Origin of the sequence: Paenibacillus sp. FSL R5-0473 (assembly GCF_038004565.1) — a bacterium.
GTDB lineage: Bacteria > Bacillota > Bacilli > Paenibacillales > Paenibacillaceae > Paenibacillus > Paenibacillus amylolyticus.
Genome location: NZ_JBBORL010000001.1, coordinates 6,378,185 through 6,393,243, shown reverse-complemented (window position 1 = coordinate 6,393,243; position 15,059 = coordinate 6,378,185). Strand labels below are relative to the sequence as shown.

Below are 15,059 nucleotides of genomic sequence, written 5' to 3'. Positions count from 1 at the left end.
GATGATATACGGAATGTTGGACCTTTATTCCATCACATTTTAGGAGGAACAACTTATGTCCCAATCAAAACCTTCCCCACGTATCCCACGTCTGCTGGAAACGTCGCGCATATATCTGCGTCCCTTCGAGATTACAGATGTGGATGCATACTTCCCCGGTCTGTTTGACGCCGAGATGCGTAGGCTGACGGGAACACAGAACAGTTTCACACGTGCTCAGGTTGAACGTTATGTTGAGAGCGCTGCACAAGATGACACCAGACTCATGCTACTTATTGCTTTACAGGAAAATGACCAGATCATCGGAGATGTCGTCCTGATGGACATGCATGCCAAGAATCGCAGTGCACATATCCGGGTTGCCATCGATCAGGCGAAGCATCAAGGAAAAGGTTACGGTAGCGAGGCGTTGTTGCTTATGCTGGACTACGGCTTCGGCATCTGTAACTTGCATCGAATCGAGCTTGAGGTGTACGCCTTCAACGATCGAGCCATTCGCACGTATGAGAAACTCGGATTCCAGCGCGAGGGTGTGAAGCGGGATGTCTTGTTCTACAATCATCAATACCATGATGCCATTCAGATGAGTATGCTGGAGGATGAGTTCAGGCAACGTGATATGAGAGATCAGCCAGGGAATGTTTAAGTTTTCGATCAGCTAAAATCAAACTAAAAAACCGGGGGATTTAATAACCCTCCCCGGTTAGAAACTTCAGATGACCCGTCAGCACCGACAGCTCGGCGGGTGTCTTCATATACAATTCGCCGTCCGTGTCAGCTGACATCGGCGCATCCGTCTTCACTTTTAACGTAGATGCCTTGAAGTATGAAATACTCTCACTCTGAGGTTGCCATTCTCCCTCTGGCTTGTGTGACAGAACCTCTCGCAGCAGCGGAATGCCTGTCTCATGAATAATGAGCACGTCCAGTTTGCCATCCTGCAACGCATCCGGTGCAAAGGGTAATGCATTTGTTCCCAGAAAACGGCCATTGGCTGCATAGATCATCACCGCTTCGCCTTCCATCTCTTTCCCATCCGCCTCCAGTTGGTAACGAAATGGCTCTGTATGACTAATTGTCTGTAAAGTGCTGATAAAATAACTGAGCTTCCCCAGCGCGCCTTTCAGATTCTCGTTAATATTCTGCGATGCATCACTGATCAAGCCAATGCCAAAAAAGTTCGTGAACACCCGATCATTAGCTCGTCCAACATCAATAGATACCACCCGACCTGCCAGCATTTCTTGTGCCGCAATCTCTGCATCCGGTGAAATCCCGAGCGAACGCGCAAAGTCATTACAGGTGCCTCCAGGCAATATACCAATCAACGGAGGATGTTGCAGATCGGCCAGTCCATTCACGCATTCATGCACCGTGCCATCCCCACCCAGGATAAACACCACATTGAATTGCTCCCCGCGTTCACGACACAACTTCTCTCCTTCACCAGCTTCATCCGTACGCACAATGACGAGTTCATGGACAGCGGGAGCCAGCACACCAGCCACAAGGCCCACTGTATTCTCACGACTGGCCTTGCCCGAATGATGATGATGAATTAACAACGCTTTGTTAAACTCCATCCCTCTTCCTCCATTCCAATGCTTGTTACCCTTTACCCACAAAGGTTGAAGCCGTAAACAAGCCCTTCGCTAAGTACACATCATGATTCCAAATAGGTTTCCCAATCAGGTATGCATCCTAATCCTCATTCATTCGTAATAGCTAGATGGCCCGTTTATCCACAAACCATTTCCTTGTTTAACCAGATGTATGCATGGAAAAAAGGGTTTCTCCGCACCTTAATGTCATAAGGCCGCAAATTTTGCTGGTGAGAACCCATTCAAATTGAGTCAAAACGGTTATATCTATACCATATACGAATGGAGGGATTCCCTATGATTCCGGCAACGTTGGAACAATTGGAGCAAGTTCGCAAGGAATGCCGTACCATGGTTCGCAAAAGAGCTACCGCTTCTGCCGGTACAACACTCGTTCCGCTGCCCGGTACAGACGTACTGGCTGATGTGGGGATGCTGATGCAGCTGTTGCCTGCCATTAACAATAAATTCGGATTATCACAAAAACAGTTGGACGGCATGGACCCCGAGACCAAATCCATGATCTATGGATTCGTGATGTCCATCGGAAGCAAAGTCATTGGTCGTATGATCACCAAGGAATTGGTTGTCCAGGTTCTGAAAAGAGTCGGCGTACGCGTAGCCACCAAATCCGTCGCCAAATTTGTCCCATTTGCAGGACAGGGATTGGCTGCCGCACTCAGCTTCACAGCCATGCGCTATGTAGGTAACAAACATGTAGATGACTGTTATGAGGTTGTCAAACGCATGATTGAGCAGCGCGAATTAATCCCGGGTGAACCCGCTCCGTCTGCGCTGGAGGAAGCTAACAGCGACGACGTGAAGGCAGAAGTAAGGTCGGTCTCTAGCAATGACACTGATGAACCTGCGAACGATTCTAAGGATCAGTAAAATGCGGGTCATGCTATGCCCAAACTGAGGCTTACAAAGTATCTTATGACTAATCTGGATGTCCCACTCGGTGAGCTTATGCTCGTATGCTTGTATCTAGATTGATGTACAATGAATTCAAAATATAAATAAACGGGACAAAGCAGTGTAGTTACACCGCTTCGTCCCGTTTTTATTTTGTACAGCATGGCATATGTAAGACAATCATGACTAAGGCTTACTAGAATATTTTAACGAACTCAGCACACTCTAATAAGCACAATTCCACAATACCGGCGTTCTAACGAATCGTAGACACTTTATTTCCTCAATCTGCAGTTTATTTTACCGTTTTGCGCTGCTTATCCGAGAAATAACATGTCTCAAGTTCGTTAGAGTTGGGAGTGCTTGATAATCCTCCATATAAGGTGTCTACGATTCGTTAGCATGGACGAAGGATGAACCCTCATCCTGTCTGCACCTCACGCAAACAACTGAAAGGCTGACGAGCACCACACTCCAATTACTATGCCAACGTTCCTTCATATCTTATAGATCCATCGTATCCAAACGGATCCAATCTGCTCCACATTAGAATCGACTCCTCTGGATACACGACAAATAGCCGGGAGCACCCCTAAGAGTGCTCCCGGCTATTCTAGTTAGTTACAGTGTAATCAGATCGCCTGCGGTTGTTGCTCCGCAAACTGACTATTGTACAGATCGGCGTAGAAGCCCTGACTTGCCATCAATTCATCATGATTACCCTGTTCAATCACGTTACCATGATCCATAACCAGGATCAGATCGGCGCCGCGAATGGTAGACAAACGGTGTGCAATGACAAAGCTTGTGCGATCTTTCATCAGATCATTCATTGCTTTCTGGATAAATACTTCGGTCCGTGTATCCACGCTACTCGTCGCTTCATCCAGAATGAGGATGGCCGGGTTCGCCAGAATCGCTCTTGCAATGGTCAGCAACTGTTTCTGCCCTTGAGAGATGTTCGACGCCTCTTCATTCAGCACCGTATCATAACCATCAGGCAGTGTACGGATAAAGTGATCCGCATGTGCCGCAACGGCTGCCTTGATTACATCCTCTTCCGTAGAACCTTCTCGACCATAGGCGATGTTGTCCCGAATCGTTCCGTTAAACAACCAGGTATCCTGAAGCACCATGCCGAACAGACTGCGCAGCTTACCACGCTCCATGTCCTTAATGTCTGCACCGTCAATCGTAATCCGACCATCCTGAATTTCGTAGAAACGCATTAACAGGTTGATCAGGGTGGTTTTACCGGCTCCCGTTGGTCCAACAATGGCTACCGTCTGTCCCGGTTTTACATCAATATTCATGTTATGAATGAGCAGTTCATTTTCTTTATATCCAAAATTAACACCTTGGAATGCAACCGCACCTTTAGGCTGCTGTAATTGCACGGGTTGTTTGGACTCCGGAACTTCTTCCTCTTCATCCAGCAACTCGAATACCCGTTCTGCCGAAGCAATCGTTGATTGAATAATATTCGAGATATTCGCAATCTGGTTAATCGGTTGTGTAAATTGACGGGAATATTGTGTGAAGGCCAGAATATCCCCAATAGAGATAGATCCGCGTGTAACGAAAATCCCACCAACCACACAGATCAGTACATAACCCAAGTTACCAACGAAACTCATGAGCGGCATAATAATACCCGAGATAAACTGGGCTTTCCAGCCGGATTCATACAGTTCTTCATTGACCTTCTCAAATTGCTGTACGGATTGTTCTTCGCGTCCAAATGCTTTGACAACCTTGTGTCCCGTGTACATCTCTTCGACATGACCATTCAGTTCCCCAAGGGATTTCTGTTGACCCGCAAAGTGTTTTTGCGAACGGGATGCAACCAGCATGACAACAACCACACTGAGTGGCAACGTCAAAATCGTGATCAGCGTCATCCATGGACTAATCGTCAGCATCATGATAATTACGCCGACAATTGTGACGATGGACGTAATGAACTGTGCCAAACTTTGCTGAAGTGTATTACTGATATTGTCCACGTCATTCGTGGCACGGCTAAGTGTCTCCCCAGTTGTGCGGGAGTCAAAATATTTCAAAGGAAGACGTCCAACCTTCGCACTGATCTGCTCACGCATGTCATACACAACACGTTGGGCCACACCGGCCATCAGGTATTGCTGAACATACATAAATGCAGCACTGAACAGATAGAGTCCGCCAAGCAGGTATAACACTTTCATCAATGCAGGAAAATCAATCCCGGCTCCCTGTACACCCTGAAGGATGGCAATGGCGCCTTTACTGAGAATATCCGTTCCTTCGGCCATAACTTTTGGACTGATGATGCTGAATACGGTACTCAAAATGGCTGCAACCAGCACACCTAACAGACGAGAACTATGGGGCTGGAGATAACGAATCAAGCGACGCAGTGTGCCTTTGAAATCTTTTGCTTTCTCAGCGGGAGGTCGCATGCCCATTCCGGGACCTGGACCCGGCCCACCATGGGGACGAGGCGACTTACGTTCTGTACGTTCACTCATGCGATCTCCTCCTCTGTCAGCTGGGAGGATACAATCTCGCGATACACTTCATTGTGCTCCAGCAGCTCTTTATGTGTTCCTGAACCGACAATTCGGCCCTCATCCATAACCAGAATGCGATCGGCATCCATTACTGTACTTACGCGTTGCGCAACAATTAGCACAGCCGCTTCTGTCGTTTCGGACTTCAGCGCAGCACGAAGTTTAGCATCCGTTTTGAAATCGAGAGCAGAGAAACTGTCATCAAAGATATAAACTTCCGGACGGCGAACAAGTGCGCGAGCGATGGACAGACGTTGCTTTTGTCCACCAGATACGTTGTTACCACCTTGTGCGATAAGGCTGTCATATCCCTCTTTCATCTCGGTAATGAAGTTCTCCGCCTGAGCCGTACGGGCCGCATGAACAACTTCATCCATTGTGGCATCGTCTTTCCCGTGACGAATATTCTCCGTAATCGTACCCGTAAAGAGGACTGCTTTTTGTGGTACAAAGCCAATTTTGGCACGCAGATCTTCCTGCCGAATTTCACGCACATCCGTACCATTTACCCGAACACTGCCTTCGGTCACATCATAAAATCGTGGAATAAGACTGAGCAATGTCGATTTCCCAGAACCCGTACCGCCTATGATGGCTGTTGTCTCACCTGAGCGAGCTGTGAAGGAGATATTGGACAAAGCTGGATTCTCTGCGCCCGGATAACGGAAAGTTACATTGTCAAACTCAATCATACCCTGCATGGATTTCATACCACGAGGCTGCTCGGGATTGCTAAGATCCGGCTGCATATCGAGCACTTCGTTGATCCGTTCTGCCGATGCTGAAGCTCTTGGAATCATAACAAAGATCATCGAAACCATAATCAGTGAGAACATGATCTGCATTGCATATTGGATGAAGGCAATCAACGCACCGATGTTCATATTGCCGCTGTCGATCCGCATTCCACCAAAATAAAGGATGGCAATCATCGAAAAGTTCATAACCAGCATCATCACAGGCATGATGGTCGCCATGAGCACATTAACTTTGATCGATGAATCTCTCAGTTCTGTATTGGCCCCGTTAAAGCGCACTTTCTCATGCTCCCCACGGTTAAAGGAACGAACAACCCGAATCCCTGTTAACTGCTCACGCAGCACCAGGTTGAGTCGGTCCAGCTTTTTCTGAATGGTTTTGAACAAAGGTAAACCCTTGGCACCAATCAGCGCAATAGCTCCACCGAGTACCGGAAGCACGACCAGGAAAATCGTAGATAATTTGGCGTCCTGAGATACCGCCATGAAGATACCCCCGATACACATGAGCGGAGCCATAATCATCATGCGCAGCATCATTGTAAGTACATTCTGTACCTGTGTGATGTCATTCGTCGTACGCGTAATCAGCGAAGCAGTACCCATCTTATCGAACTCTTGGAGAGAGAAATTCTCCACATGGCGGAATACTCTGCTACGCAGTTGTTTGGCAAATCCACCCGCTGTTCGAGATGAGAGATAACTGGCAATCACCGAACACGCTGTTCCGCCAATCGCGATGACCAACATCCATCCACCAATCTGCCAGATATACGGGATATCCCCTTTAATGATGCCGTCATTCACAATATCTGCCATTAACGTAGGCAGGTACAATTCAGCAAGCGACTGAAACAGTACCAACACCAGAATAAAAATAATCGGAATTTGGTATGGCTTCAGCATGCGAAACAGTTTCATCATGGCTTATCATCTCCTCTTGTCGAATCATCCTTTTGCAAGGAAGTTAATGTATCAAAAAAGGTGTATACCTTGGTCAACAACTCAGCCAGCTGAGTACTGTCTTGCTCACCCAAATGCTCAACTAACTTATTGAATATTTCCATGCGTTCTTGGTGAGCAGCCCGAATAATTTCACGACCTGCTTCAGTAATCGTGATGCGGACAGCACGGCGATCCTCCGGGTCCATCGTCCGTTTGACCAGCCCCTCATCTTCAAGGCCACGAATAACAGGTGTAATGGTCGGTGACTTCACTCGTAGCAATGCGCTAATTTCCGAGACTTTCATCCCGGGATGATTGGATTCGATCGTGTCATTGAAATCAGGCGGATTGTCCTGCCAGTTCAATTGTTCTCCCGGATGCATCCCGTGGAGTAAACAACCCAGCACCATAATTTCATTGTGATTGCGCCCATGAGGTTTATGTTGCCTCCATTTGCCTTTATTAAACTGCATAATGGAGTACAAAAGCTTCTGAGCGACCGGATCTATACCAGTCATAATGGGTCCCTCCTTCTTTCTTTATCATTCCATAGACATCCAACATCATAGGACATCTATTAAATAGTAATACAATTAAATAGATGCACAATTAATTAGGTGTACTAAGTATATTATCGTAAGAAGCCATTGTCAAACATCTAAAAATAACCAACATAAACCCATAACCAAGAGCATACACGCGCTTGATTATGGGTTTTGTCATATGGCCTCCATTGGAGCCCACTATAGTTATTATGTACAATTCCATGAATTCAACTTATAAAGAAACTCCCGTTCATTACTCCGGTGGATGATGACCCGAGGTAAGAAATGGGAGCATTTTTATAACGATTGAAAATTAGAAATTAGAGAATCTCCTAAATTGCATAACTTGCATGATTAGATGCGCTTGTTAATCATCAGGACTGTGAAGCAGAGACTGTTTTAAGCACTGAGGCAAACGGGAAATATTCTTTTGCATTGTTGTAGGCAATGCCCTGTACGATCTGACCGAGCAACTCCATATCCTGCGGTGCCTCCCCTTGTTCGGCCCATTCACCAATTAGGTTGCAGACCAGACGACGGAAATACTCATGCCGGGTGTAGGACAGGAAGCTGCGTGAATCGGTCAGCATGCCAACAAAACGGCTTAGCAGACCAACATTCGCCAAGGCTTTCATCTGAGCGAGCATGCCATCCTTCGTATCATTGAACCACCAGGCGGCACCAAGCTGGATTTTGCCCGGAATGCCCCCGCCCTGGAAGCTGCCGATGATCGCCGCGAGCACTTCGTTGTCCCTTGGATTCAGAGAATACAGAATCGTTTTGGGCAGTGCTTGTTGCTGCTCCAACGCGTCGAGCAATCCAATCATCGCTGCGGAAAGCGGCGTATCATTCACGGCATCGTAACCAGTATCCGGCCCAAGTTTGGCAAACATCCGTGTGTTGTTGTTACGGGCTGCATTAATGTGGAACTGCATCACCCAGCCCCGATCTGCATACAGTTTGCCAAGGAACGTCAGCGTTACCGTCTTGTACTTGTCCTCTTCCTCACGAGTTACCTTCTGACCCGCAAGTACCTTGGCAAAGATGGCACCCGCCTCTTCGCGTGTAGCCACACCGTAAGGAACATAATCAAGTGCATGGTCAGAGACTCTACCGCCGACAGAATGGAAGAATTCCACACGTGACTCCAGCGCAGCAAGGAAGGATTCATAATCTGAAATGGCAGTGCCAGATGCCTGCGACAGCTTGCCCACCCATTCCACGAAGGTATCCCGGTTCAATTCCAAGCCTTTATCCGGGCGGAAAGAAGGTAATACCGCCGTATCAAAGCCTTCGATTTCCTGAATTTTCAGATGATACTCCAGAGAATCCGTTGGATCATCGGTTGTGCACACAACAGTGACATTGGATTTGGTAATCAGATCGCGTGCACCGAATCCGTCACTGTTCAGTTTGGCATTTACTTTTTCCCAGATGGCTGGGGCACTTGTCTCATTCAATACTTCGTAGACGCCGAAATATCGCTGTAATTCCAAGTGAGACCAGGCGTACAGCGGATTACCAATCATCATCGGTACCGTTTTGGCATAAGCCAGGAAACGATCGTAATCGGTTACTCCCTCGCCGCCGGTCACATATTGCTCTTCAATTCCGTTTGCGCGCATGAGCCGCCACTTATAGTGATCACCGTATAACCAAGCCTCTGTAAGATTGCCAAAGGTTTTGTTCTCGTAGATCTCCTGAGGACTGAGGTGGCAATGATAATCAATAATCGGCATGTCTTTGGCATAATCCTCATATAACTTGATCGCCGTTTCATTGTGCAGCAAAAATTGTTCATCCAGAAAAGATTTCATTCGCCTCGCACGCTCCCTTTAGGTGAGTTTACGTTCATATGGGTTCACTTCCCATCTTTACGCTACACTGTTTATCATCAAAGTTCAATATAAAATGATAGCGTTATCAAAAAAGGTTGATTTAGGCATATATTCGGGAACAAGGTATACTGGATTTAACGCAAGGATGCTGATCTGAAGATCACACAAGGAGATGAAATGAATTGAAAATCACTTTTCTCGGCACTGGAGATATGTTCAGCGTGGAGCAGCACCACAATAGTATGTTGGCTGAATTCGGAGACACGCATCTGGTCATTGATTTTCCAGAATCAAATGCTAAAGCACTCAAGGAATATGGATTCGCCATGACCGATATCCACAACGTGTTCATTACGCATCTACATGAAGATCATATTAATGGTGTACAGATGCTGGGTTATTACGCACAGATCGTAGGCGACCGCAAACCCCGTCTGTTCATACACGAACAATTGGTAGATCCGCTCTGGAACATTCTATCCCCCGGCATGCGCTACACAACGGATGGTGAACGTACCATGAGCGATTACTACGATGTCGTTCCCCTGCCAGATGGAGGCACATTCGAACTGGGCGGCGTGACGTTTGAGACGTTTCGGACACAGCATGTTCCCGGTATGGTCAGCAATGGGCTACTCGCCAAGCCTTACTTCTATTACAGTGCTGACAGTACACTCGACCAGGAACGTGTGGAGCAAGTTGCCGCTGATGTGCAGCTGATTTTCCATGAATGCCATATGCACGATCTGGTCATCAAATCCCATACTTCATTGAAAGATCTGGAGCAGTTACCCGCGGAAGTGAGACAGAAAACCGTACTGATGCATTATCATGATGAGTACGCGGATGCGGACAGACGGGATCAGTTCAACCGCGAGCATAATCTGCGGATGGTTGGCACGTTGGAATCATTTGAACTGGAGTAGGTACGGAGAGAGGGCATCGGATATTATCGTATTTGGACCTATATTCTAATGGAGGTCATTGCTATGGAATATCGAATTGAACAAGGTTACTTTCTGATATATTCTCCTGCAAGAAGCACCAGTAGTGGAGACATCATGGTGGTTAAATTACTGGAAAGACCCTTTAAGGACAGAATTGAATTCCTCATTAACAGCAAAAACTATGAGTGTACTACACACCATGAATACTTAAACTTTGAGCCAACTTCTCATCATAAACCTGAGAAGCCTGGAGCATTTTCAATGGAACGAAGTGAGTTCAATCGAATGTGGGATACGATGAATCAGTATTTTGAAGAGTAATAATCTTATCCTGCTGTTAAATCTAAGCTGATTCCTTTCTCATTTCATGTTTTTACTTGTAGCAGTCATTCGTTTGCCTATGGCGGCGACACTTAACCCACGTTAAGCTAACGAATCTGAGAGACCTTATTCGGCTGAAATCCGAGTTACCAGTATTCTAACGAATCTCAAACGCGTTAATCTGGTGATGTTGCTCCAATTGGCGTTATTTCAATCGTTCTTGAGGGTAATAAGGTTACTGAGATTCGTTAGAATTCCAATAACGCTAATTCAGTGCAAATAAGTTGCCCTCGGTTCGTTAGGATGGAGTTTTCCTTGTACATAGAAAAATGCAAAAAAACCACCTGAACACAGGCATGCTTGCTCTCCTGTTCAGGTGATTCAACGATCTATATATACTGTTTTCATATCCATCCGTGTACCTTTTCTTATCCTGCCTGGCACATGCCGTTACTCAGCGTCAGCACAGTCCTCATTCTGTTCAGGAAGAGCCCATACCGAGACGCCTCCACCGCACACATGGAAGGTGGCCCAACCATCTTCCTCAATGGTAATCTGATCATCACAGCTGTTCGTCAGATCCACCCAGACTTCACCAGCACGATGCTCTCCGACGAGCATTCTCTTCTCACCGTCATCCCCGTTGGAGATGACCACTGCACAACCGGAACCTTCGATTTCCTCTACGCCACGACGTACCCAGCCAATCGTATTGGCGTGATCGAAGTAATCTTCCTGCTCTCCATACGCCTTGGTGCAACGGGCAGACAGCAGAATGTCCAAAATCTCTTTTTTGCCATCCACAGGTTCAGGACCACCAATGCCATAATAATCCCCGTAAAATACAACCGGATAACCATCGCGACGTAATAGCGTCAACGCATAGGCGCTTGGCTTAAACCAGTCTCCAATCCATGATTCCAACGCTTCATGAGGTTGGGAGTCATGGTTATCTACAAAAGTTACCGCATGGGTAGGATGTGTCTGAACCAAGGTATCATCAAAAATTTTGGAGAGATCAAAGTCTCTACCTGCAAGCGAAGCCTCATGCAACTTGTAGTGAAGAGACACGTCAAACAAGTCGATCTGATAGTCTACCGTATCGAGGAATTCACGACATGCATCCAGGTTTGAATTCCAGAACTCGCCTACGATGTAGAAATCCTGACCGCGTTTGCGGATCATCTCTGCTGCGAATTCCTTAATGAATTCATGGTTGATATGTTTAATCGCATCCAGCCGGAACCCACCACACTGGAGGGTATCGATCAGCCATTTCCCCCAATCGATCATCTCGCGCCGAACATCCGGGTGGTTATAATCTATATTGGCGAACATCAGATAGTCATAGTTACCAAACTCATCATCGACATTCTCATTCCATTTTTTATTCTCTCCTGCGATGCGGAATACACCCGTTCGTTCTCCCTTGGCATCAAAGTCCGTGCCGTTGAAGTGTTCAGAGTTCCATTTAAAAGAGGAGTATTGATCCCCGCGACCCGGGAATGTGAATTTGGTCCAGCCCTCAATCTCAAACGGCTCAGAAATTTCCTTCGTTCGATCATTGGGATCAACCTCGATCACTTTGAACACTTCCGTCTCATCTGCTCCGGCCTTGTGATTCATAACCAGATCCACATAGACGGCAATGCCGTTTTTCTGACACTCGGCAATGGCCTCCACCAGTTCCTGCTTGGTGCCATATTTGGTCCGTACGGTACCCTTTTGATCAAATTCGCCCAGATCGTACAGATCATATACACCATAACCTGTATCTTCTGCTGACACTGCCTTGGTTACGGGTGGCACCCATACCGAGTCAATGCCTTTGGCTTTCAGTTCCGGGGCCATTTCAGCCAGTCGCTTCCAATGATCTCCGTCTGCAGCCAGGTGCCATTCAAAAAACTGCATCATGGTATGATTTCTCTTCATTATAATCGACCTCCTTGATTGCTTTCGAAGCGGACCGCGGAACGGATAGGGTAATCGCCGTTGTTCGTTCGTTGCTAACCAAGTTATAACCCTTTCACCCTACCCTTCAATCATATAAAGGAAAGAAAATCAAAAAATATATGCTGTATAAGCTTAACAAAGATTATTTACACTGACACTACGATGACAGAATAACCTTCCAATCGCTGTTATCCCCAGATTTTTTGATTCCCTTTTTCGAAGGGGAAAATCCGAGGATAAAGGCGAACGCTTCGCTTTTTCAGGTTTTTTCTGTCCTCTCCGTTATCGTGTAAATGATTAGTTCAACTTATATACATGCATCATTTCATTCATAGTTCTTTCATCAAATTCGCTTATAATCCTGCCACTCCTCGGGCAGCAGGGAACGATACGGTTCCTGGATAAAACGATCGTCGACCAGCACCAACACGCCCCTGTCTTCCTCTGTCCGAATCAGCCTTCCTCCTGCCTGCAGCACCTTGTTCATACCGGGGAAAATATAGGCATAATTGAATCCGTTGCGTCCTGTCCGATCATAGTAATCACGTAATACGTTGTTCTCCAGACCAATCTGCGGCAGCCCCGCGCCTACCACAACGACGCCATTCAAGCGGTCTCCCGGCAGATCGACACCCTCCGAGAATACGCCACCCATGACGGCAAACACCAAGCGTGTTCGTTCAGGATTCGGCTGAAATCCATCCAAAAACTGCTCCCGTTCCAGTTCGTTCATGCCTTGCTTTTGTATGACCGTATCCGCTTCATTCGGAAGTTGTGCATAGGTTTCATATATCTCGCGCATATAAGGATAGGAAGGGAAGAAGACCATCAGATTGCTGCGCGGCCATTCACTTACCAGCTGTTGCAGCATCTCCGCAATGGGGCGCCGAGACTGTTCCCTGTCCTTATAACGCACGGATAAGGGCAGGAGTCTCACATCCAATTGTTCACGCTGAAATGGTGATGGAATCTGCAATGTATAATCCTCTTCCTCTGCACCCAGCATATCCCGATAATAGCGAAGGGGTGACAATGTGGCCGAAAAATGAATGAGGGAGCGGAATCCTTTGGCCGTCTGACGAAGCAGTACCGAAGGATCGAGACAAAATAACTTCACTCTCACTTCACTTCGAACACACTCTGCATACGTAATAAAACGTTCATCATACAGCTTGGCAATGCGCAGGAAATTCTGTGCCGTGAAGTAGGCATCCAACAACAACTGATCCGTCTCGGCATTCCCCGAACCACCTTCAACAAGACATTGCTCCGCAACCATGACAAAAGGCTCAAGTCGTTCAATCAGTTCCTCCGGTGCTTCCTGCTGGATGATCTTTCCTTCTTCTCCACCGTTTTTCCGAAGGGTAATCAGATACTTATCAATGGCCCCGGTGTAGTCAACAATAGCTTTGGCAGCAGGTACACTGCTGGCCAGCGACTGGAACTCTCTTTTCACATCCAGAAATACTGCCTTCTCCAGCTCAGCGGAAAACATCATTCGGCCACGATCGACCAGATTATGAGCCTCGTCCACCAGTAACACCGTCTTGCGTTTCTGCTCCTCCAACATTCTTTTCAGAGAGATCCGTGGATCGAAAATATAGTTATAATCGCAGATCACCGCATCGGCTGCATATGCCGCATCCAGTGAAAACTCAAACGGACACACCCGATGTTTGCGCGCATACTGCTCGATGACCGGACGTGTCATCAACGTCTCATGTTCCAGCATGTCCAGCACAGCACCGTTAATACGGTCATAATACCCTTCACACATGCCGCATTGCCCCGTATCACAAGCTTCTTCTTCCTTAAAACAAATCTTGTCCTTCGCGGTCAGACTGATCACATGCATCTTCAATCCTTCCGATTGCATCCGGGCAAAAGCTTCTTCTGCCGCCACCCGTGTCGTCGTCCTCGCGGTCAGATAGAACAATCGGCTTGCTTCGCCTTCGCCAATCGCTTTGACCGTGGGGAACAGTACGGACATCGTTTTACCAATGCCTGTTGGTGCTTTGGCCATCAATCCCTGACCCTCACGGATTGTTTTGTAAACGGCTCCTGCCAGCTTTCGCTGTCCCTCCCTGTATTTGCGAAAAGGAAACGGCAGCTCTTTCACACTGATATCACGCTTTTCTTCATATGCAGCGATCATCTCTGCATATGGCGCATAACCGGCAATCACTTCTGCCGCAAACTGCTCCAGTTCCTGTCGTTCTGCCATTCGGCGAAACCGTCTTTCTTCATGGGTAACCGAATGCACATACGTCAACTGAACTTGCATACGTGGTTCGTCTTGCTGAACGGCGTACATATAGGCATACATCATCGCCTGCGCCCAGTGTACGGGAAGACCTTCTCCCAGATCATCCAGATTGCCCGCAGTTGATTTGATCTCATCCACCGTCAACTGACCCTCCAACCGGATCAGGCCATCACATCGTCCCTCCACCACATAGGTCAGATCCCCATGTTGAATCTCAGCTTCGAGCACAATCTCTTTTAAATCCTCTTCCGTGTACTCCTTCTGTACCCGCTGATGAATTCGAGTTCCCTCCTGCATCGAGGCATTGGTACGGAACCCTGGACGTATGCTGCCGCTGCGGTACACATACTCCACCAAAGGTCTAACCGATATCCGAATTGTTGTTGTCATACGATCACCCGTTCTGTTTGTAGTGACT

The 15,059-nt window shown here is 47.2% G+C and carries 11 protein-coding genes; 4 read left to right on the top strand and 7 right to left on the bottom strand.

All coding sequences use genetic code 11. The features are described 5' to 3' along the window. The first annotated feature begins 55 nt into the window (after nucleotides 1-55). Nucleotides 56-646, top strand: a complete 591-nt coding sequence (locus tag MKY28_RS28090; protein WP_340937596.1) for a GNAT family N-acetyltransferase — start codon at nucleotides 56-58, stop codon at nucleotides 644-646. A 40-nt stretch (nucleotides 647-686) separates the two neighbouring features. Here MKY28_RS28090 and MKY28_RS28085 read toward each other — a convergent pair whose 3' ends face one another. Next, nucleotides 687-1,583, bottom strand: coding sequence for a diacylglycerol/lipid kinase family protein (locus tag MKY28_RS28085; RefSeq protein WP_340937595.1), 897 nt, complete (start codon nucleotides 1,581-1,583; stop codon nucleotides 687-689). Nucleotides 1,584-1,898: 315 nt separating this feature from the next. Here MKY28_RS28085 and MKY28_RS28080 point away from each other — a divergent pair, with 315 nt between their 5' ends. Further along, nucleotides 1,899-2,492 carry a hypothetical protein gene (locus MKY28_RS28080; protein WP_036612896.1) on the top strand — a complete coding sequence of 198 codons (594 nt, stop codon included), beginning with the start codon at nucleotides 1,899-1,901 and terminating at the stop codon, nucleotides 2,490-2,492. 656 nt (nucleotides 2,493-3,148) lie between these two features. Here MKY28_RS28080 and MKY28_RS28075 read toward each other — a convergent pair. The 4 genes from MKY28_RS28075 to uxaC all read right to left on the bottom strand — a co-directional run bounded on the left by MKY28_RS28075 (nucleotide 3,149) and on the right by uxaC (nucleotide 9,133). Further along, the gene (locus MKY28_RS28075) at nucleotides 3,149-5,026 is read right to left on the bottom strand and encodes an ABC transporter ATP-binding protein (RefSeq protein ID WP_036612899.1); all 1,878 of its coding nucleotides are present in this window, start codon (nucleotides 5,024-5,026) and stop codon (nucleotides 3,149-3,151) included. Then, the gene (locus MKY28_RS28070; RefSeq protein ID WP_211085268.1) at nucleotides 5,023-6,750 is read right to left on the bottom strand and encodes an ABC transporter ATP-binding protein; all 1,728 of its coding nucleotides are present in this window, start codon (nucleotides 6,748-6,750) and stop codon (nucleotides 5,023-5,025) included. Before MKY28_RS28070 ends, MKY28_RS28075 begins: the two co-directional genes overlap by 4 nt. After that, on the bottom strand, nucleotides 6,747-7,289 hold the full coding sequence (locus MKY28_RS28065; RefSeq protein ID WP_036612904.1) for a MarR family winged helix-turn-helix transcriptional regulator: 543 nt from the start codon (nucleotides 7,287-7,289) through the stop codon (nucleotides 6,747-6,749). The genes MKY28_RS28070 and MKY28_RS28065 overlap by 4 nt, the downstream gene beginning before the upstream one ends. 401 nt (nucleotides 7,290-7,690) lie before the next feature. Continuing rightward, a complete protein-coding gene (uxaC, locus tag MKY28_RS28060) occupies nucleotides 7,691-9,133 on the bottom strand; it encodes a glucuronate isomerase (RefSeq protein ID WP_340937594.1) in 1,443 nt (480 codons plus the stop codon). A 203-nt stretch (nucleotides 9,134-9,336) separates the two neighbouring features. On the opposite strand from uxaC, the gene MKY28_RS28055 reads away from it, so the two are divergent. Together MKY28_RS28055 and MKY28_RS28050 are read left to right on the top strand one after the other, a co-directional pair. Continuing rightward, nucleotides 9,337-10,080 carry an MBL fold metallo-hydrolase gene (locus MKY28_RS28055; protein WP_036612911.1) on the top strand — a complete coding sequence of 248 codons (744 nt, stop codon included), beginning with the start codon at nucleotides 9,337-9,339 and terminating at the stop codon, nucleotides 10,078-10,080. A gap of 63 nt (nucleotides 10,081-10,143) precedes the next feature. Beyond that, nucleotides 10,144-10,422, top strand: coding sequence for a hypothetical protein (locus MKY28_RS28050; RefSeq protein ID WP_340937593.1), 279 nt, complete (start codon nucleotides 10,144-10,146; stop codon nucleotides 10,420-10,422). 450 nt (nucleotides 10,423-10,872) lie between these two features. Here MKY28_RS28050 and MKY28_RS28045 read toward each other — a convergent pair whose 3' ends face one another. Together MKY28_RS28045 and MKY28_RS28040 are read right to left on the bottom strand one after the other, a co-directional pair. Beyond that, nucleotides 10,873-12,354: an alpha-amylase gene (locus MKY28_RS28045; RefSeq protein ID WP_340937592.1), complete on the bottom strand. Its 1,482-nt coding sequence runs from the start codon at nucleotides 12,352-12,354 to the stop codon at nucleotides 10,873-10,875. Nucleotides 12,355-12,718: 364 nt separating this feature from the next. Continuing rightward, nucleotides 12,719-15,031, bottom strand: coding sequence for an ATP-dependent DNA helicase (locus tag MKY28_RS28040; protein WP_340937591.1), 2,313 nt, complete (start codon nucleotides 15,029-15,031; stop codon nucleotides 12,719-12,721). Nucleotides 15,032-15,059 lie beyond the last annotated feature (28 nt).